This is a genomic window from Phenylobacterium sp. GW823-FHT02A09 (assembly GCF_058797775.1).
The window spans coordinates 811,228-830,601 of the sequence record NZ_JBXAJZ010000001.1 but is presented as its reverse complement, the minus strand read 5'-3'; the positions used below and the strand labels follow the sequence as shown (position 1 = coordinate 830,601).

At 69.4% G+C, this 19,374-nt stretch carries 16 protein-coding genes; 4 read left to right on the top strand and 12 right to left on the bottom strand.

All coding sequences use genetic code 11. From position 1 onward, the window contains the following. The first annotated feature begins 89 nt into the window (after nt 1–89). Nucleotides 90–1,628, top strand: coding sequence for a N,N-dimethylformamidase beta subunit family domain-containing protein (locus tag AC1Q87_RS04185; RefSeq protein WP_492607717.1), 1,539 nt, complete (start codon nt 90–92; stop codon nt 1,626–1,628). Here AC1Q87_RS04185 and AC1Q87_RS04180 read toward each other — a convergent pair. After that, nucleotides 1,625–2,986 carry a flavin-containing monooxygenase gene (locus AC1Q87_RS04180; protein WP_492607716.1) on the bottom strand — a complete coding sequence of 454 codons (1,362 nt, stop codon included), beginning with the start codon at nt 2,984–2,986 and terminating at the stop codon, nt 1,625–1,627. The two genes, AC1Q87_RS04185 and AC1Q87_RS04180, sit on opposite strands and share 4 nt — an antisense overlap. Before the next feature lie 156 nt (nt 2,987–3,142). Between AC1Q87_RS04180 and AC1Q87_RS04175 the strand changes: the two genes are divergently transcribed. Next, on the top strand, nt 3,143–4,714 hold the full coding sequence (locus AC1Q87_RS04175) for a PAS domain-containing sensor histidine kinase (protein WP_492607715.1): 1,572 nt from the start codon (nt 3,143–3,145) through the stop codon (nt 4,712–4,714). 5 nt (nt 4,715–4,719) lie between these two features. Here AC1Q87_RS04175 and pip read toward each other — a convergent pair whose 3' ends face one another. The 8 genes from pip to AC1Q87_RS04135 form a co-directional block, all read right to left on the bottom strand. Further along, the gene (gene pip / locus AC1Q87_RS04170; protein WP_492607714.1) at nt 4,720–5,799 is read right to left on the bottom strand and encodes a prolyl aminopeptidase; all 1,080 of its coding nucleotides are present in this window, start codon (nt 5,797–5,799) and stop codon (nt 4,720–4,722) included. A gap of 73 nt (nt 5,800–5,872) precedes the next feature. After that, on the bottom strand, nt 5,873–7,498 hold the full coding sequence (locus AC1Q87_RS04165; protein ID WP_492607713.1) for a sulfatase family protein: 1,626 nt from the start codon (nt 7,496–7,498) through the stop codon (nt 5,873–5,875). 20 nt (nt 7,499–7,518) lie between these two features. Beyond that, a complete protein-coding gene (locus AC1Q87_RS04160; RefSeq protein WP_492607712.1) occupies nt 7,519–9,078 on the bottom strand; it encodes an AMP-binding protein in 1,560 nt (519 codons plus the stop codon). Continuing rightward, nucleotides 9,075–9,743, bottom strand: a complete 669-nt coding sequence (locus tag AC1Q87_RS04155; RefSeq protein WP_492607711.1) for a TetR/AcrR family transcriptional regulator — start codon at nt 9,741–9,743, stop codon at nt 9,075–9,077. Before AC1Q87_RS04155 ends, AC1Q87_RS04160 begins: the two co-directional genes overlap by 4 nt. 5 nt (nt 9,744–9,748) lie before the next feature. Next, nucleotides 9,749–10,381 carry a glutathione S-transferase family protein gene (locus tag AC1Q87_RS04150; RefSeq protein ID WP_492607710.1) on the bottom strand — a complete coding sequence of 211 codons (633 nt, stop codon included), beginning with the start codon at nt 10,379–10,381 and terminating at the stop codon, nt 9,749–9,751. Between the two features lie 8 nt (nt 10,382–10,389). Beyond that, complete coding sequence (mhpA, locus tag AC1Q87_RS04145; RefSeq protein ID WP_492607709.1) at nt 10,390–11,865, bottom strand: bifunctional 3-(3-hydroxy-phenyl)propionate/3-hydroxycinnamic acid hydroxylase MhpA; 1,476 nt, start codon at nt 11,863–11,865, stop codon at nt 10,390–10,392. Continuing rightward, the gene (locus AC1Q87_RS04140) at nt 11,858–12,724 is read right to left on the bottom strand and encodes a fumarylacetoacetate hydrolase family protein (RefSeq protein ID WP_492607708.1); all 867 of its coding nucleotides are present in this window, start codon (nt 12,722–12,724) and stop codon (nt 11,858–11,860) included. Before AC1Q87_RS04140 ends, mhpA begins: the two co-directional genes overlap by 8 nt. Nucleotides 12,725–12,750: 26 nt before the next feature. Continuing rightward, nucleotides 12,751–13,674, bottom strand: a complete 924-nt coding sequence (locus tag AC1Q87_RS04135) for a VOC family protein (protein ID WP_492607707.1) — start codon at nt 13,672–13,674, stop codon at nt 12,751–12,753. Between the two features lie 179 nt (nt 13,675–13,853). On the opposite strand from AC1Q87_RS04135, the gene AC1Q87_RS04130 reads away from it, so the two are divergent. Both AC1Q87_RS04130 and AC1Q87_RS04125 read left to right on the top strand, forming a co-directional pair. Then, entirely contained in the window at nt 13,854–14,228 is a 375-nt protein-coding gene (locus AC1Q87_RS04130) for a VOC family protein (protein ID WP_492607706.1), read from the top strand. 298 nt (nt 14,229–14,526) lie between these two features. Then, the gene (locus AC1Q87_RS04125) at nt 14,527–17,172 is read left to right on the top strand and encodes a bifunctional acetate--CoA ligase family protein/GNAT family N-acetyltransferase (RefSeq protein ID WP_492607705.1); all 2,646 of its coding nucleotides are present in this window, start codon (nt 14,527–14,529) and stop codon (nt 17,170–17,172) included. Here AC1Q87_RS04125 and purN read toward each other — a convergent pair. Genes purN through AC1Q87_RS04110 form a run of 3 tightly spaced genes read right to left on the bottom strand, consistent with a single transcriptional unit; the run spans nt 17,169 to nt 19,368 of the window. Beyond that, nucleotides 17,169–17,774, bottom strand: a complete 606-nt coding sequence (gene purN, locus AC1Q87_RS04120; RefSeq protein WP_492607704.1) for a phosphoribosylglycinamide formyltransferase — start codon at nt 17,772–17,774, stop codon at nt 17,169–17,171. The two genes, AC1Q87_RS04125 and purN, sit on opposite strands and share 4 nt — an antisense overlap. Further along, entirely contained in the window at nt 17,771–18,595 is an 825-nt protein-coding gene (locus AC1Q87_RS04115; protein ID WP_492607703.1) for an MBL fold metallo-hydrolase, read from the bottom strand. The genes purN and AC1Q87_RS04115 overlap by 4 nt, the downstream gene beginning before the upstream one ends. After that, nucleotides 18,592–19,368 (bottom strand): TatD family hydrolase, encoded by a 777-nt coding sequence (locus AC1Q87_RS04110; RefSeq protein ID WP_492607702.1) that lies wholly within the window; start codon nt 19,366–19,368, stop codon nt 18,592–18,594. The genes AC1Q87_RS04115 and AC1Q87_RS04110 overlap by 4 nt, the downstream gene beginning before the upstream one ends. Nucleotides 19,369–19,374: the final 6 nt, after the last annotated feature.

The following is a 19,374-nucleotide window of genomic DNA, read 5'->3' as shown; positions in this document are numbered from 1 at the left end:
GTCCTGGCCATGTTGCGTATTGGCGAACGCCCGAACGCTCTGCAATAATAAAAACTATCACAACGTCGTGGTCCTTGGGAGGGTGTCACATGCTGGGTTGCTACACCGATCGTCTGAGCGTTCGGCCGCAGGAGCGCTTCACGCTGTTTGCGAGCGCCAAGGGGCCCTGCCGGCTGGAGATCACCCGGATCGGCGGGCAGGAGGAGGTGGTGCTGGTCCTCGAAGGCCTGGTGTCGGCCGAGCAACCGGTGCCCGCCAATGTGGATCGCGACGGCTGCGGCTGGGCGCCGACGCAGGAGTTGGAGGTCGGGGCCGATTGGCGCTCGGGCTACTACGACATCAAGTTGACCGACGCGGCAGGCGCCGAGACGCACCACTTCGTCTGCGTGAAGCCGCCGCTCGGCGCGCCCATGTCACGAGCCGCACTGGTCCTGGCGACCAACACCTACCACGCCTACAACTGGTGGGGCGGGGCGAACGCCTATTCGAACGTCACCGGGCTGATGAGCGGGCAGGTCCCGTTCGACCAGGCGATGGACCAAGCCATCGGCGTGCTGTCGACCGAGCGCCCGTTCGCGCCCCTGATCGCCGCCGCGCCGGCCGACGCGCCGCGGCTGGTCAACACCCGCAAACGCGGTTTCAAGGAGCGGCCCTGGGCCAGCGACCCGGCCTGGATGGCCGCCCATCGCGTCTCGCCGTATGACGGCTCGGCCGGTTTCCTGAACAAGTGGGAACACGCCTTCGTGCAGTGGGCCGAGCGCGAGGGCTACGTCTTCGATGTCTTCACCGACTACGACCTCGAGGCCGAGCCGGACCTGCTGAAGGACTACGCTTCGGCGTTCTTCGTCGGCCACAGCGAGTATTGGTCGGGCGGCCAACGGGCGCAGGTCGAGCGCTTCGTCGACGCCGGCGGCAAGGTCGGGATCCTGTCGGGCAACACCTGTTTCTGGAAGGTGCGCTGGGAGAACGACGGCAAGACTCTGATCTGCCACAAGTGGCGCGGCTTCGAGGCCGAGGACGTGCCGGCCCAGGACGCCACGCACCTCTGGTCGCACGCCGCCTTCGAGCAGCCGGAAGCGGCGCTGACCGGCCTGAGTTTCGTGTTCGCCGGCTATCACCGGCTGGGCATGTGCGTATCACGCGGGCAGGGCGGCTTCACGATCTACGACGACAAGCACTGGGCGCTGGAAGGCTCGGACCTGTTCTACGGCGACATCCTGGGCGGGGACCTGCCGCTGATCGGCTACGAGAGCGACGGCTGCAAGTTTGAGTTCGGCCAGGACGGCTTGCCCAAGGCTGTCCCCAGCGTCGGCGTGCCGGCCAACCTGGAGATCATCGGCATCGCGCCGTGCGCCTTCGGCGAGGAGGCCGGCCGCGGCTACAATCCGATCATCCCGCCCGAGAAGCTGGACGTCATCGCCAACGTCGTCTTCGGCGACTCCGGCCCGGAGTCGCAGGCCGCCGTGCTGCGGGGCCATGCGGTGCTGGCCAGCTTCAAGCGCGGCGCGGGCGAGGTCTTCAACACCGGCACCACGGAGTGGGCCCACGGCCTGAAGGCGCAGGATCCGTTCGTGGAGACCATCACCCACAACGTCCTGCGCCGGTTCGGCGTGAGCCGGGCGGCCTAGGCCGACACGTCGGCGCGCGCGGCGATCGGCGGCGCGTAGCCGGCGGCCTTGGCGCGGGCCTCGCCGCGGACAATCTCCTTCAGCAGGTCGGCGACATAGACGCCGAAGTCGACCTGAATGGTGTGGCGCTTGGACCGGTAGTACTGGCCAAGGTGGGCCTCCTCGTCGCGGGTCGTGGTCTCGGCCATCTCGGCCGGCGGCGGAGGCAGGTAGCGGCCGGCCAGATAGGCAGCCGCCAGCTTGGCCTGCTGCTCGGCGAAATTGACCAGGGTCGGCAGCGGCTGGGCCAGGCCCATGTAGAACAGGTTCGGCACGGCCGGGTTCATCATCCGCTTGAACAGCGGCAGCCGATGGTCGGCGTCGGGAACCAGCGCCGGATCGTCGAAGAAGGGGAAGCGCATGTCGTAGCCGGTGGCGAAGATGATCGCATCGACGTCCTCGACGCTGCCGTCGGCGAAGCGGACCTGGTCGCCCTCCAGCCGCTCGATCGCCGGCTTGAACTTGACGTCGCCGCAGCCGGCGCGGGTCAGAAACTCGCCCGACACCGAGGGGTGCGCCTCAAGCGGCTCATGATCGGGCTTCGGCAGGCCGTAGTCCTCCATCCTGCCGATCGACTTCTTGATCGCGGCGCGCGCCAGCGACAGCCCGAGCTTGCGCGGCATCCAGGACGGCATGGCCGACTTGTCGGCCGGACGGCCGTTCATGTACTTGGGCAGCACCCAGACGCCGCGGCGGGCCGAGACCCAGAGGTTCTTGGCGATCGGCCGCTGGGCGAGTTCGGAGGCGATATCCATCGCCGAGTTGCCCATGCCGACCACGACGATGTTCTTGCCGCGCATGTCGACCGGGTCGAAGGGGTCGCGATAGGCGTGGCTGTGGAAGGCCGCGCCGTTGAACTCGCCGTCATAGTCGGGGACGCGCGGGCTCCAGTGGTGGCCGTTGCAGACGAACAGGACGTCGTAGAACCTGGTCTCGCCGGTCGAGAGCTTGACCTCCCACAGGCCGTCGCCCGTGCGCCGCGCCTTCTCGACTGCGGTGTTGAAGGTGATGGTCGGGCGCAGGCCGAAGTGGTCGACGTAGTCCTTGAAGTACTGGAAGAGCTGGGCGTGGTGCGGGAAGTCGGGCCAGTCGGCCGGCACCGGATAATCCTCGAACGCCAGCCGCCACTTGGAGGTATCGATGTGCAGGCTCTCGTAGCAGGCCGAGAGCCCGTTCGGATTGCGGTAGTACCAGTTGCCGCCGATGTCGTCCGACAGCTCGAAGCAGTCGTAGGGAATACCCTGATCCTTCAGGCGCTTGGCGGTCGTGAAGCCCGAACAACCGGCGCCGATGATGCAGGCCTTTGGCGGCTGAGCCACGGCGTCCTCCCATGCATGACATTGTTGACGATAAGGCTAGCGCCAGAGGGACGGCGGCGCCTAGATTCACGTGGGGGAACCCGATGCGGCGGCGGTCATTAGCCTTCTTATGGGGCGATGGTCCGCAGTAGGGACGGTCGGGTTGTGGGGGACCAAATGAAGCATTCCGTCGGGACGCCGCCGGTCGTGGACGACCGGATTTACGAGCGGCTGATCCAGTCGGTCGTGGACTACGCAATCTACATGCTCGACCTCGATGGCCGCGTGGTCAGCTGGAACGCCGGGGCCGAGAAGATCAAAGGTTACAGCGCCGGCGAGATCATCGGCGACACCTTCGCGCTGTTCTACACGCCCGAAGACCGCGCGGCGGGCGCGCCGCAGAGCGCCCTGCTGGTCGCCAAGGCGGAAGGCCGGTTCGCCGCCGAGGGCTGGCGGCTGCGCAAGGACGGCACCCGGTTCTGGGCCATGGTGGTCATCGATCCGGTTCGCGCCGACGGCGAACTGATCGGCTTCGCCAAGATCACCCGCGACATGACCGAGCTGCGCGAAGCCCAGCTGGAGCTGGAACGTTCGCGCCAGGCGCTGTTCCAGTCCCAGAAGATGGAGGCGGTCGGTCAGCTGACCGGCGGCCTGGCGCACGACTTCAACAACCTGCTGACCGGGGTGACGGGCAGCCTCGACCTCATGCGCCGGCGGCTCGACCAGGGCCGGATCAACGAGCTGGAGCGCTACATCACCGCCGCCCAGGGGGCGACGTCGCGCGCGGCGGCCCTGACCCATCGGCTGCTCGCCTTCTCACGCCGCCAGACCCTGGAGCCGAAGGCGATCGACGCCAACAAGCTGGTCGCCGGGATGGAGGAGCTGGTCCGCCGCACGGTCGGCCCGGGAATCGTCGTGCAGACCGCGCTCAGCGCCGAGCTCTGGCCCTGCTACTGCGACCCCAACCAGCTCGAGAACGCGATCCTCAACCTCTGCATCAACGGCCGTGACGCGATGGGCGACGACGGCCGGCTGATCGTCGAGACCGCCAACGCCCGGATCGACGCGGCGGCCGCCGCCGAGCGCGACATGCCGCCCGGCGAGTACGTGGCGGTCGCTGTCAGCGACACCGGCCGCGGCATCAGCCCCGAGCTGCTCACGCGGGTGTTCGAGCCGTTCTTCACCACCAAGCCGGCCGGAAAGGGAACTGGCCTTGGCCTGTCGATGATCTACGGCTTCGCCCGGCAGTCCGGCGGCCAGACGCGCATCTATTCGGAGGTCGGGGAGGGGACGAGCGTCCGCATCTACCTGCCACGCCATCGGGGCGACGCGGTGGCCGAGCAACCGGCTGACCGAACGCCGAGCCCGCCGGCCGGACGCGGCGAGACGGTGCTGATCGTCGACGACGAGCCGACCATCCGGATGCTGGTCAGCGACACCCTGGCCGAGCTCGGCTACCAGGCCATCGAGGCGGCCGACGCCGCGACGGGCCTGAAGCTGCTGGATTCCGACATCGCCATCGATCTGCTGATCACCGACGTCGGTCTGCCGGGCGGCATGAACGGGAAGCAGATGGCCGACGCCGCCCGCCTGCGCCGCCCCGACCTGAAGGTGATGTTCATCACCGGCTACACCGAGAACGCGGCGATCTCGAACGGCCGGCTGGAGCGCGGCATGCACGTGCTCAGCAAGCCGTTCCCGATGGAGAAGCTGGCCACCCGCATCCGGACGATCATCGAGGGCGGCTGAGCGTCCTAAGGCCGCGGAAGGCCGTCCATGATCGCGGTCAGCGCCATGGCGGTCTCGCGTTCCATGGCGCTGTGGCCGGCGTTGGTCATCACGAACGTCGCCGGCGGCGCGCCCAGCTCTGCCAGGGTCGCGGCCAGGCGCGAGGCCTGGGGCAGGGGACAGACCTGGTCGAACCGGCCATGGACGATGTGGGTCGGCACGCCGGCCAGCTTGGCCGCGTTGCGGATGATGTAGTCGGGCTCCAGGAACAGGTGGTTGGCGAAGAAGTGCGCCTCGATCTGCGCGAAGCAGAGGGCGAAGTCGGCCTCGCCGAACTTCCCGGAGTCGGTGTTGTCGGGGATCATGTTCGAGATCGTGCCCTCCCAGACCGACCACGCCACCGCCGCCTGCAGTTGGCGCGCCCGCTCGGCGTCGCTCGCCGGGGTCATGTCGAAGATCGCCTTGTAGGCGCTCATCATGTCCGCGCGGTCGGCCGGAGGGATGAGCTCGACGAAGGCCTTCCACTCGTCCGGATAGGTGACGTAGGAGCCAGGTTCAGAGAGCTCGAATGGCGTCTCCTCGAACACCGCGGCGTTGCCCTGATACATGTAGAGCAGGTCCTCGCGGGCGCCGAGGAAGATGCCGCGCAGGATCAGCGAGGCGACGTTCTGCGGATGGCGGATGGCGTAGACCATCGCCAGGGTGCTGCCCCAGCTGCCGCCGAACACGTGCATCTTGCCGCTGATCGACAGCGCCTCGCGCAGGGCGTTGATGTCGTCGACCAGGTGATCGGTCGTGTTCTCGGCCAGCGCCACCTTCGGGCCGGCCGAGGCGACGGTCGGCTCGCTCTTCCCGCAGCCGCGCTGGTCGAACAGGATCACCCGATAGCGATCGGGATCGAAGAACCGCGACATCACCGGGGCGCAGGCGCCGCCCGGCCCGCCATGCAGGAACATCACCGGCTCGCCGTCCGGATTTCCGTATTCTTCCCAGTAGAGCTTGTGACCCGGCGACACCGCCAGCAGGCCCGACCGATTGGCCTGCGCCTGGGGATAGGACCACTGGTCGGTGATCTTGCTGGTCGCCTGCAGTTTCGAGAAATCCACGGGAGTGCTCCGCATCGTCGCCATGGACGCGGCTTGGACCCATGGGCGCCCCGAGGTCAACCCATGGCGCAGATCAGCTGAGCACCAGCTGGTTGAAGGCCTCCTTGGGGCCGGGCAGGCTCTCGCCGTCGTCGATCCCGACCTCCGCGGCGATCAAGGCGTTCACCTGGCCGCTCAGCCGCAGGAGCAGCTCGCGATGCAGGTCGGCCTGCGCAGCCAGGTTCACCATCTCGTCGGGGTCCGACAGGGTGTCGTAGAGCTCGAGATCGTTGTGGGCGCTGAGTTGGGCCCAGGTCTGCGGCGTGTGATGCTGCGAGGGCGCGAAGTAGCGCGCGAACTTGTAGCGGCCATCGTGCACGCCCCGGAACAGCACCCGCTTGTCCAGTGAAGGCGGCGGCAGCGGTTCGGCCGGTGGCCCGTTGCGGAACATCGACAGGCGGCGCTTCAAGTCCTGGGTGTCCCACCCGCCGGCGACCTCGTAGTTGAAGAGGATGCCAGCCGTGTCGCGCGCAGTCGTCGCCTTGGGATCGGCCACGACGGCGGACAGATCGTGGCCCGGCAGATCGCCGTGCCGTTCGGCCCGCTCGGCGGCGTCGACGCCGGCCAGGCCCAGCAGGGTGGGGACAAGGTCGACCGCCGAGCTCAAGGCGTCCGTCAGCCGCCCGCCGGGGGCGTCGGGATGGGAAACGATAAGCGGAACCCGCAGGTTCTCCTTGTAGATCGACAGGCCCTTCTGCCGCATCCCGTGGGCGCCGGCGCGCTCGCCGTGGTCGGACGTGAACACCACGATGGTGTCGTCAGCCTGGCCCGTGGCCGCCAGTCCGTCCAGCAGCACGCCCAGTTGGTCGTCCATGTGCCGTACGCAGTTGAAGTAGTAGTCACGGTAGCGACGCCACGCCGTCACATCATCGCGGGCGATCTGGCCGAACAGAAGGTCCGTGCGCTCGATCTCGTCACGCTGCGCCCATGGCTTGGCCTTCAGGTCGTCCTGCAGCAGGCTCCGCGGCAGATCGACATCCCAGGTCTGGCGGAAGAACGGATCGCCGGGAGCCGGCGCCATCGGGCCGACCAGTCCAGGCGCCAGGCGAGTGCGCTCCATTTCGCCGGTGGCGTCGAAGAACATGATGTCGTGCGGGTTGACGAAGTTCACGGCCAGGAACCACGGTTGGCCCTCGTCGGCCCTCGACTTCAGGCCGTCCAACAGCCCGCAAGCGGCCGCGGCGATCGCCCGATCATGCCGATAGCCGGTCCAGGCGTGCCCCGTGCAGTCGCCGTCGAAGTTGAAGTCCGAGAACCCGTAGGGCTCCAGGACCGACGACATGTCGGGCGAGACCGGCGCCCGCTCGCTGTGATCGCCAAATAGCGACAGGTGCCACTTGCCCTTGTAGGCGGTGTGATAGCCGTGCTCGCGCAACCGATGGCCGATCGTCCGGACCTGCGGGCTGAGCTGCGGGTGCGGCGCGACGTTCGGATTGAAGTTCACCTTGGTCTGCTGAGTGTGCAGGCCGGTGTAGATCACCGAGCGGGATGGGCCGCAGGGCGTGGTGTTGACGTGGTGATTGGTGAAGCCGACGCCCGTCTCCAGCAGCCGCTCCTGCGCGGGCAGGCCCAGCGCCTGCGGCAGATCGACGAACGACTGCTGTTGATCGGTGACGACGAACAGGATGTTCGGGCGACGAGCGCGTGGCGAAACGGCCATGGCGTCAGCTCCAATAGGGTTCAGGATTGCGCGAGCAGGGCCCGCAGTTCGGCCTTTGCGACCTTCTCCAGGGTCGATCGTGGCAGGCTCTCCACGAGGCGGACTTCGTGCGGCTGCTTGAAACTGGCCAGCGCCTGAGCGCAGGCGGCGAGGATACGGGCCTCGAGATCTGCTTCTGCTCCAGCCGCAGGGATCACGAACGCCACCGGGGCCTCGTCGAGCATCGGGTGGCGCTTGGCGACGACGGCGACCTCGGCGACGCCCGCGACGCCGGCGATCACGCGCTCGATCTCGGAGGCGGCGACGTTCTCGCCCCCGACCTTCAGCATGTCCTTCGAGCGGTCGGCGAAATAGAGGAACCCGTCGAGCCCCAGCCGCACGCGGTCGCCGGTGATGAACAGGCCGTCGTCGCGGAACGCGGCCGCGGTGGCGGTGGGGTCGCCCGCGTACTCCTTGAACAGCGACAGGCCTCGCTGGCCGCCGATGAACAGGTCGCCGGCTTCGCCCGGCGCGACAGGCCGGCCGTCGTCGTCGAGCACATGGATGTCGTAGCCCGGGGCAGGGCGGCCCATCGACATCGGCGCGTCAGGCTGCCTGGCCGAGCCGACCGTGCCGTGGGCGATGGTCTCGGTCATGCCCCACCAGCCGATGGTCTTGACCCCGAAGTGCTTGTCCCAGGCAGGCTCGCAGATCGCATTGCCCCAGAACCGGTAGCTGTGCGCCGGCGGCAGCGGCTGGGCCGCCAGCGCCTTAACGCAGAACGGCACCACGGAGGTCCAGGTCGCGCCGTGCTTCAGCGACACCGGCCAGAAGCGGGAAGCCGAGAACCGCGGCATCAGCACGACATGCGCGCCCGCCCACAGCGAGGCCAGCACCGAATAGGCCTGAGCGTTGGTGTGGAAGAGCGGCAGATGGGTCAGGTGGACGTCGTCCGGCCGCAGGTCTTCGTTCTGCGCACAGGACCTGGCGCCCCACAGCGCATTGCCGTGGGTCCAGAGCACCGCTTTCGGCCGCGCTGTCGTGCCCGAGGTGTACTGGATGGCGAAGTCGGCCCAGGGGTCGTGCGGCCGATCGGCCAGCGCGCCCGGGTCGGCGTCGATCGCCGCGAAAGGTTCGAAGCCGGCGACCGGCTCGGCCGGCGCGCCGTTGTCGGTCTCGGTGACCACGCGCCAAGCCAGGTCGGGCGCTGCCGCGGCGACCAACGCGGCGAACCGCGGCTGGGTGATCGCGCCGACCGCGCCGCTGTGCTGGGCGAAGTAGGCGATCTCGTCGGCGCTGGACTTGGCGTTGGTGGTGACTGCGACCGCGCCGGCATAGGCGCAGCCTAGCCAGGCGATCACAGACTCCGGACAGTTGTCGAGGTGGACCAGCACCCGCTGACCGGGCTGCACGCCCCGCGCCTGCAGACCGGCGGCGAACCGGCGCAGGACGTCGGCGAAAGCATCATAGGTCCAGCTCGCCGGCTCGCCTTCGAGCGGCTCCCAGCTCAGCCAGGAACGCCCGACCTGCGTGCGCGCCTGGTTGTCGACCAGGGTGCGGATGTCCATGCCGGCGAACGGCGAGATCGGACGCGGGCTCAATGGGCCGTTCCCTTGGCTGGCGGCGCGTCCTGGAACGCGCCCTGGCGAACGATCTCGTCGGCGGCCTGCGCCGCGATGGCCTCCGGCTCGGCGCCCGGCACGCCCAGGCCGCGCAGCAACAGCGTGCCCATCTGCTGAGCCAGGCTGACGGCGAACGGCGCGGTCGGCTCCTGGGTCACGCGGATCAGCGCCAGTTGGGCGATGCCGAGGACGAAGAGGACGCCCGACTCCGTCGTCGCCACCGCAAAGCGGCCCTGGGCCAGGCCGTCGGCGATGTCGTCGACCAGGCCCTTGTTCAGCGGGGTCGAGATCGAGGTGTGCCCGCTGTGCATGCGCACCAGCACGCCGGCCCGCTCCGGATCGTCGACCGCATAGCGCAGGTAGACGCAGACCGCGCGAGCCATGCGCTTGGCCGGGTCGGCGACGTCGGCGTTGGCGCGGGTGACCGCCCGCTCGACCTCGGCCCGGATCTCGGCGGTGATCTCGCGGACAAGGGCGTCGCGGTCCGGGAAGTGGTTGTAGAAGCTGCCCTTCGACACCTCGGCCGCCTGGACGATGTCGTCGATCGCCACCGCGTCCACCGGGTGCTCGCAAAACAGCCGCCTTCCGGCCGCCACCAGTGCCGCCCGCGTCTGCTGCGCCCGCTCGATCCGCTTGCCGCTCACTGGCCCTAGCCCCCCGCCATCAGCTTCATTTCCTCGCCGAGTATGGCGGCGAGGGCAGGGCGCGCCAGCATCCTTTGCTGGAAGGCGTCGAGGTTCGGAAGCGGCGGCAGCTTGCCGGCCACCGCCGGAGCGCCGCGCCACAGGAGGAACACCAGCAGGTAGAGATCGCAGAGGCTGAAATCGGCGAGCAGATGGTCCTGCTTGGCCAAGTGGGCGTCGACCTCCTGCAAGGCCCCGCCGACCCGCGCCACATGCACGGCCCGGACAGCCTCCGGGTCGCAGTCCTCGAAGGCCTCGGCCCGCAGGGCGCCGGTGTAAGCGGCATGGACGGTGCTCGACAGGAACGACAGCCAGGCTTGCGCCTGAGCTCGCGAGATGGTCCCCGGCGGCGGCAGCAGCCCGGCCTGCGGCGCCAGGTCGGCGATGTAAGGCAAGATCGCCGTCGACTCCGTGATCACGCCTTCGTCGGTCTCCAGCGCCGGGACCTTGCCGCGCGGATTGATCCGCAGATAGTCCTCGGTGCGGTTCTCGCCGCGGGCGGTGCGGACGACGGCGATCTCGTGGGCCAGGCCGGCCTCGGCCAGCGCGAAGCGGCTGGCGAGCGAGCAAGCCATGGGCGCGTGGTGCAGACGTAGCATGAGAACTCCTAGACGGGACGCAGCGCGCGACGATATGCGGCCGCCAACTCGGCCGGCTCGCCGGCGCCGAAAACGTAGCGATCAGGCCTGACGAGGACGGCCGAGGCGCCATGACGCTCGAGCCAGCCGCCGATGTCCTGGGCGAATGGGACGAGGCGGGGATCCTCAAGCGCGAGCGCAAGCTTGCCCGCCTCAGGACAAGGCTCACGCGTGATCAGCCACGGGCCTTCGCCGATTATGTCGTCCAGCCGCCCGGCCGTCGGACAGACCGGCTGTGGGAACAGCGATCCCGCGCCCGAGGCGCCGGTCATGACCGCGGCGCTCGCCAGGGGCGCCGGCGCAGCGGGGGGCAGGGGCGCGACGCCCGCCGCGCGCTGGGCCAACATGCCGGCGTCGCGCTGGGCGGCCAGAGCCGGGTCCTGGGTGCAGACCACGCGGCCCATGCCGATGGCGAGCTCGATATAGGTCCGCACATGCGGTTCGCGTTCGGCTTGGTAGGTGTCGAGCAGGCCGTCGCTCGCCTCACCGCGCAGCACCGCTCGCAGCTTCCAGGCCAGGTTCGCCGCGTCGCGCAGGCCCGAGCACATGCCCTGGCCGGCGAAGGGCGGCATCTGGTGCGCGGAGTCGCCGGCCAGCAGCACGCGGCCGGCGCGCCAGTCCTTGGCCACCAGGCCATGGAAGCGATAGACTGCCTTGCGCTCGATCCGCACCGGTCCGCAGTCCCAGGCTTCGATCAACGGGGCGATGAAGCCGTCGTCCAGCACCTGCTCGGCGGCCTCCCCCGGCAGCAGCATGAACTCCCAGCGATGCCGGCCAGGGCCCATCAGCACGCAGGTGGTCGGGCGCGCCGGGTCGCAGATCTGCAGGTTCACGTCCGGCAGCCGCGCGCCCGGTTCGACGACCGCGTCGATCACCAGCCAGGGCTCGTCGAAGCGATAGTCGTCCAGCGTCCCGCCGATCGCCTCGCGCACCGCGCTGGAGGCCCCGTCGCAGCCGACGAGGTAGCGGGCGCGGATCTGCGCCTCGCCGCCGGGACCCGCGATCGTCGCCGTCACGCCGTCGGCGTCCTGCTCCAGGCCCACGAAGCGCTGCGCCAGCCGCACTTGCGCCAGCCGGTCGGTCTCCAGGCGCGCACGCAGCGCGTTCTCGACCGCCGGCTGGTGGAACATGTAGCCGGCGGCCCAGCCGCACGGCGCCAGCTGCGGCAGGTCGATGCGCATCAGCACCTGGCCGTCCGCCGCACGGAACTCATAGGCCGGCGCCGCCTGGGCGGCGCGCCCGACCTCTTCGGCGATCCCGACCTGCTGGAACAGCCGCATGATCTCGTGATCGAAGTGCGCGGCGCGGGGCAGGGGATAGACCTCGGTGTCCTTGTCCAGGGCGATGGCGCTGACGCCGCCGCGGGCCAGCAGCAGGGCGAGCATCGCCCCCACCGGGCCCATCCCGACGACAAGCACATCGCAATCGAAGTCGCCCTCAGCCACGGTCAGGCTCCGGTGCGCAAGGGTTCTCGATGGCGCCCAGGCGATCGATTTCGATGCGCACCACGTCGCCGGCCTTGAGGAACTGCATCGGCTTCATCGCCGCGCCGATGCCGCCCGGCGTGCCGGTGAAGATCAGGTCGCCTGGCTCCAGCGTCATGGCCTGCGACAGGTGCTCGATCTGGTCCCAGACATTGAACACCAGATGCTGGGTGTTGGAATCCTGGCGCGTCTCGCCGTTGACCTGGCAGCGGATGCCGAGCGCATGGGGATCGGCGACCTCGTCGGCCGTGGTGATCCAGGGGCCGAACGGGGCGTGGGTGTCGAAGGACTTGCCGATCACCCACTGCGGGGTCCGGTGCTGCCAGGCGCGCTCGGTGGCGTCGTTGCCGACGCAGTAGCCGAACACCGCCTTCGCCGCGTCGGCCTTGGCGATGTGGCGGCCGCCGGTCCCGATCACCGCGACCATCTCGGCCTCGTAGTCCAGCGCCTGCGAGACCTTGGGCACGTCGATCGGATCGAACGGACCGTTGGCCGCGGTCGGCGCCTTGGAGAACCAGACCTGATGCTCGGGCGTGCCCAGATTGCTCTCGGCGATGTGGTCGGCATAGTTCAGGCCGATGGCCATGATCTTGCCCGGCCGCCGGATCGGGGCCAGCAGGCGGACCTGATCCAGGGGCAGGGCGCCGGTCGCCGCCGCCTCGATGGCGCGGACCTCGCGCTCCGCCTGCGGCCAGGCCGCGATCAGGCCGATCATGTCGGCCGGCAGCCCGGGCGCCGCGCGGTTCAGCGGAATGATGCGATCGCCGTTGACGACGCCGAGCTCCGGCGCGCCGCCGGCCCGAAAGGTCGCGAGCTTCATGCGAGATTCTCCGTAAAAGCTGCCGCTCAGCCCATGGTGGGCGGGGCGGCCGGGCCCCACTGGACCCCCATCAGGTCGGTGAGGCTGGCGACGTTGGAGCCGTCGGCGGCGGTGAAGAGGTCGCCGTCGGTCCAGTGCTCGAGGGTGTGGCCCCAGGGGTCGCGCCAGTAGTCGAAGATCTGGCTGCCCAGAATGTGACGGCCCACGCCCCACTCGGCGTGGCGGCCGGCGTCCTTCAGCGTCTGGTGGCCGGCCATCAGGTCGTCGAAGTCGGCGACCTCGAAGGCGGCGTGGTTGAAACCGGGGCCCGAGGGCGCCTGGATCAGGAACAGCGTATGGTGATCGGTCGGCGCGTCGCCGCGATCGCAGCGCAGGAAGGCTCCGACCGAAAATTCAGGCGTCAGCGCGATCTCGTCGGACGTGATGAAGCCGAACCGGTCCTTGTACCAGCGCTCGACGGCGCGGAAGTCGGAGACGTTCAGGACGCAGTGCCCGAGCCGCACGACATGGGCCGGACCGCCGCTCACCCGCTTGGTCTGGCGCAGACGTCGGCGGGCGGCCGCGGTGTTCCAGGCCTCCCGTTCGGGGAGGGGGAGCGGCGGGGCCGGGGCCTGCCCAGCCACGACCTCGACCAGACGACCGTCCGGATCCGTCAATCGGACCACATGGCCGCCGCCAGGGGCGTCCAGCGGCTCGACCTGCGCGCCTTCCGCCGCCGCCAGGGCATCCAGATCGGCGCGCGAGGCGGCCCGCAGACCAAGGCCCGCGAAGCCTGGCTCTCCAAGCTCCGTCACGTGCAGGAAGGGGCTCTCGCCGCTGCCGCGGGCGTACAGACGGCCACCGTACTCAGCGACCGACAGGCCGAAATCCTCGAGAAACGCCCGCATCTGCGCGAGGTCCGGCGCCTGGAAGCGGACGAAGGCGATGTCGTCGATCTTGATCGTGCTCATGTCGCGCCATTCGGTGACTGTTTGGTCATTTAATGCCGTATTGGAATTTCTGGCAAGCGCCATTTCGCCGTCAGGCGCCAAACCCGCGATGACGATCCGGTCACTCTCGACACGCCCTGGACCGCGCCCCAGGCCTGTGATGGGCTCTCCGAACAGGTCCAGCCGCACGGGAGCCGCCGATGAGCATCTCCGGAGTTCCAGTCGCATTCATCCATGTCGCCGATCGCGAGCGGGCGCTGCAGTTCTACGAGGAGGTGCTAGGGCTCGCCGTCCGTAGCTCAGATCCGTTCGGGGTCTTTCTCGACGTCGAGCGGGCGCTGATACGCCTGACGGCTCTGCCGAACTTCAGCCCGCATCCGCATCCGGTTTTCGGCTGGAACGTCAAAGACATCTGCGCCGCCGTTAAGAACTTCCAGGTGCGTGGCGTAACCTTCACGATCTACGACGGCATGGGCCAGGACGCCGACGGAATCTGGACCTCACCAGACGGCGTCGCCAAGGTCGCCTGGTTCACCGACCCGGACGGAAACGTCCTCAGCCTGTCGCAGGTCTAAGGTTGGCCTGGGGGCCGTGCTGCGGCTGGCGCCGACCTAATGTGATCCAGGGGCGAGAATCGCGCGACAGGGCGAGGCGATCGAGCCGATCAGGCTCTCAGGATCCGGCTTGGCTCTCGCAATACATTTCTCGCCTAAGGAATATTATCGGCAATTGCGGGTGCTGATCTGTCTGGATGCGACGGCCCGACCCTCCGGGATTCGCCGCTAAGCGCCAAGCTGACTTGATCGACAGGCCGGCGCGCGGTGTCTTGGCCGCTCCGGCCAGAATCCCCTGGCTGAGGCGCGGAGCCCCGGCATGACGACGCGAAACCTCGATGCGCTGTTTCATCCCAATGCGATCGCGGTGATCGGCGCCAGCAATGCGCCCGGTTCGGTCGGCCAGGTCCTGTCGCGCAATCTGCTGGAAAGCGGCTTCTCCGGCCCGGTGCTACCGGTGTCGCTGAGCGCCAAGGCGATCCGCTCGTCGATCGCCTATCGCAGCGTCGCCGAACTGCCGATGGTCCCGGACCTGGCGGTGATCGCTACGCCAGCGCCCTCGGTGCCGACGATCGTCGCCGAACTGGCCCAGGCCGGCTGCCGGGCGGCGATCGTGATCAGCGCCGGCGTCGATGCGGCTCTGCGCCAGCAGATGCTGGACGCCGCCAAGCCGACCCTGATGCGGATTCTGGGACCCAACTGCCTGGGCTTCATGTCGCCGCGCCAAGGCATCAACGCCAGCTTTGCGCACCTGTCGCCGGCGCCCGGCGGCCTGGCGCTGGTCTCGCAGTCCGGCGCCGTCGCGGCCGCGGCGATCGACTGGGCCCACGCCCGCGGGGTCGGGTTCTCGCACGTCCTGACCATCGGCGACGCGGCCGACGTCGATTTCGGCGACCTGCTCGACTATCTGGCGCTCGACTACGACACCCACGGCGTCCTGCTCTATGTCGAGAGCATCACCGACGCGCGCAAGTTCATGACCGCCGGCCGCATCGCCTCGCGCGCCAAGCCCGTCGTCGTCGTCAAGGCCGGCCGCAGCAAGGCTGGCGCCCAGGCCGCCTTCTCGCACACAGGCGCCCTCGCCGGCGCCGACCTGGTCTACGAAGCCGCCTTCCGACGCGCCGGCATGCTGCGCGTGGGCGGTCTGCGCGAGTTGTTCGACGCGGTCTCCACCCTCGGCGCCGGGATGCGGGTCTACGGCGACCGCCTGGCGATCCTCACCAATGGCGGCGGCGCCGGGGTGATGGCCGCCGACGCCCTGGAAGCCCGCGACGGCCGGCTGGCCGAACTGTCGCCTGAAACCATGGAGAAGCTGGCCGCCACCGCACCCAAGTACTGGTCCGGGGCCAATCCGGTCGACATCCTCGGCGACACCCACGCCCCGGTCTACGCCCGGGCGCTGGAGATTCTGCTGGAAGATCGCAACGCCGACGCCGTGCTGGTGATGAACTGCCCGACGGCGGTCGAGGACAGCACCGCCGCCGCCGACGCCGTGGTCGAGGTGCTGAAGGCCAAGCGCTACCATCGCCCGGTGCTCAGCGCCTGGATGGGCCAGACCGCCGTCGCCGAGGGCCGTCGCCGGCTGGCGGCCGCGGGCGTCCCGGCGCACGAGACGCCCGACGAAGCCGTCCGCGCCTTCATGCATCTGGTCGATCACCGCAAGAACCAGGAAGCGCTGATCCGCACGCCCGGCGCCATGGCCGCGCCGGACGGCGCGGCGGCCCGCGCGGTGATCGCCAAGGCCCGCGCCGACGGCCGCCTCACCCTGACCGACCCGGAAGCGCGTGAGGTGCTCAAGGCCTATGGCGTCCCGGCGCTGGAAGGCCGAGATGCGGCGACGCCAGAGGAGGCCGGCCGCATCGCCGAGGAGATCGGCGGTCCGGTGGCGCTGAAGATCCTGTCGCCGGACGTCAGCCACAAGTCCGAGCTCGGCGGCGTGGTGCTCGGCCTCGAAGGCGCGCTGGAGACCCAGATCGAGGCCCAGGCCATGCTGGCGCGGGTCGCCAAGGCCCGCCCGCAGGCGCGGATCGAGGGACTGGTGGTCGAGCCGCTGGTCCATCGCCCCGAAGCGCGCGAGCTGCTGGTCGGGATCGCCCAGGACAGCCTGTTCGGACCGATCGTGATGTTCGGCGCCGGCGGGATCAGCGTCGAGGTCACCGCCGACCACGTGATCGGCCTGCCGCCGCTCGACGACGTGCTGGCCCGCGACATGATCGGCCGCACCCGGGTCTCGCGTCTGCTGCAGGGCTTCCGCGACCACACGGCCGCCGACCTCGACGCCATCGCCGACGTGATCGTCCGGGTCTCGCAGATCGCCGCCGGCGAACCCGAAATCGCCGAGCTCGACATAAATCCCCTGCTCGCCGACGCGTCCGGCGCCCTCGCCCTGGCGGCGCGGATCCGGCTGCGGGCCCCGGACGAAGCGCCCGGGCGGATGGCCATCCTCCCCTACCCCGACCGCCTGCAACGCCAGATCAAGGTCGGCGGCCAGACGGTCACGCTGCGGGCGATCCGCCCGCAGGACGGTCCGGCCATCGCCGCCATGGTCGAGGCCAGCAGCGCCGAGGACGTGCGCCTGCGGTTCCGCTCCGGTTTCCGCACCCTGCCGCCGGGCTGGCCAGAACGCCTGTCGCAGATCGACTACGACCGCGAGATGGCGCTGGTCGTCGACGACGGCGAAAAGATCATCGGCGTCTCGCGTCTGGCCGGCGACCCGCAAGGCCAGACCGCCGAGTTCGCGCTGATGGTCCGCACCGATCAGCAGCACAAGGGCCTGGGCCGGCTGCTGCTGGGCGAAATCCTCGACTACGCCGCGGCCAAGGGGCTGTCGGAAGTCTGGGGCGACGTGGCGCGGGAAAACACCGGCATGCTGACCACGGCCAAGGCGTTCGGCTTCGAGCGGCGCGCCGCCGAGGACTTCTCGCGGGTGAAGATCGTCAAGACGCTGGCGAAGGACGCCGGCTAGTCCGGCAGGCGCAGGTCGCCGGACGCGATGCGGGCCAGGGTCTCGATGAAGAAGCCTGGCTCGATGGCGGCCACCCGCGCCTCGAGATCTTCCGGCGTATCGCCAGGCTGCACCGTGACCGTCCGCCGTTCGATCACCGGCCCGTGGTCGTAGATCTCGTCGACGGCGTGGATCGTCGCCCCGCTCTCGGCGACCCCGGCGGCGATCACCGCCTCGTGCACCCGGCGGCCGTACATCCCCTCGCCGCCGAACGCCGGCAGCAGGCCCGGATGGATGTTCAGGATGCGGTTGCGATAGCGGCCCAGGGTCTGCGGCCCCAGATGGCGCAGATAGCCCGACAGGATCACCAGCTCGACCCCCGCAGCCTCCAGCGCCGCGCAGAGCGCCGCGTCCGCGGCGTCTGGGTCCGACTGCGTGGGGATCACCAGGCTCGGCACGCCGCGCTCAGCTGCGAACTCCAGGGCTGCGGCCTTGCGATTGTTGCTGACGACGAGCCGCGGCTCGGCCGGCAATGCGCCAGCGCCCGCGGCGTCGACGATGGCGCGCATGCTCGTGCCGTTCTTGGACGCCAAAAAGCCAAGCTTAAGCAGCGAGGAAATCATGACAAATCGCCGTTCAGTTCATGTTCGAAGCGCATGCCGTCAAAGGCCGGCTCGACCCCGTCGGGCAGACGCGCCGCCAACTCGGCATAGTCGAGGTCGATGTGCATGTTGGTCAGGATCGCCCGGCGCGGCTGCACGCGCGCGATCCATTCCAGCGCCAGGTCGACGTGGGCATGGGTCGGATGCGGCCGCCAGCGCAGCGCATCAAGGATCCACACATCCAGGCCGCTCAGGGCCTCGAACGCCGCCTCGTCCAACCCGACCACATCGCTGGAATACGCCACGTTTCCAAAGCGATATCCGACAGACCTCACACCGCCATGGTCTTGATCGAAGGTGACGACCGGGATCGCGCCGGATGGGCCATCGACGCTCCAGGCCTGGCCGTGCGGCGCTATGGGCGTAATGTCGCCGATCGCCGGATAGCCGTTCTCGCCCTGGAAGATGTAGCCGAACCGCCGCTGCATGCTGAGCGCGGTCGGCGGGTCCATGTAGCAAGGGATCCGCGCCCGCTGGCGGATAAAGAAGGCGCGGATGTCGTCGATGCCGTGGGTCTGGTCCGCGTGATCGTGGGTCAGCAACACGCCGTCCAGCCGCTTCGCGCCGGCCTGCGAGGTCTGCCAGACCAGATCGGGCGACGTGTCGACGATCAGGGTGGTGTCGTTCTCCGCCCCCTGCCCCGCCCGGCGGACCAGCAGCGAGCAGCGGCGGCGGCGGTTCTTCGGTTCGGCCGGATCGCAGGCGCCCCAGTCGCCGTCGGCCCGCGGCACCCCGCCCGACGACCCGCAGCCCAGGATCGTGAACTCCAGTCGACCGCTCATGGCCGCGGGATCCGGTCGAACAGGGCAAAGAACGCGTTCTCGGTCCGTTGCTCCGCGTCGTCCCTCGACCAACCACGGATCTCGGCCAGCTTGGCCAGCACGTCCGGCAGATAGGCCGGTTCGTTACGTCGCCCGCGATGCGGCACGGGCGCCAGATAGGGGCAGTCCGTCTCCACGATGATGCGGTCGGCCGGCATCTCGCGCACAAGCGCTCGCACGTCCTCGGCGGCCTTGAACGTGGCGATGCCCGACACCGAGAACCAGGCGCCCAGCGCCGCGGCCCGCGCCGCCAGCTCGGGGCCGGACGTGTAGCAGTGCATCAGCATCTTGAACGGGCCGGCCGCGTACTCCTCCTCGAGGATGTCGCCCATCAGCTCGTCGGCCTCACGGGTGTGGACGACGAGCGGCAGGCCGGTCTCGCGCGCGGCGGCGACGTGCTGGCGGAACACCTTGGCCTGAATGTCGCGGGGGCTGAGGTCGTAGTGGAAGTCGAGCCCGGTCTCGCCGATCCCGACCACGCGCGGGTCCGCGGCGAGCGCGACGAGGTCGGCCGCCGAAAGGTCCGGGTTCTCCTTGGCCTCGTGCGGGTGCGTGCCCACCGTGCACCAGATGTCGGGATGGTCGGCCAGGGCGCGCACTGCGGCGAATCCGGAGACCTTGTCGCTGATGTTGACCATCAGCTCGATCCCGGCGGCGCGGGCGCGGGCGATCACCTCGTCGCGGTCTTCGTCGAATTGGTGCGCGTGCAGGTTTACGTGGCTGTCGATCAGCATTCGGAA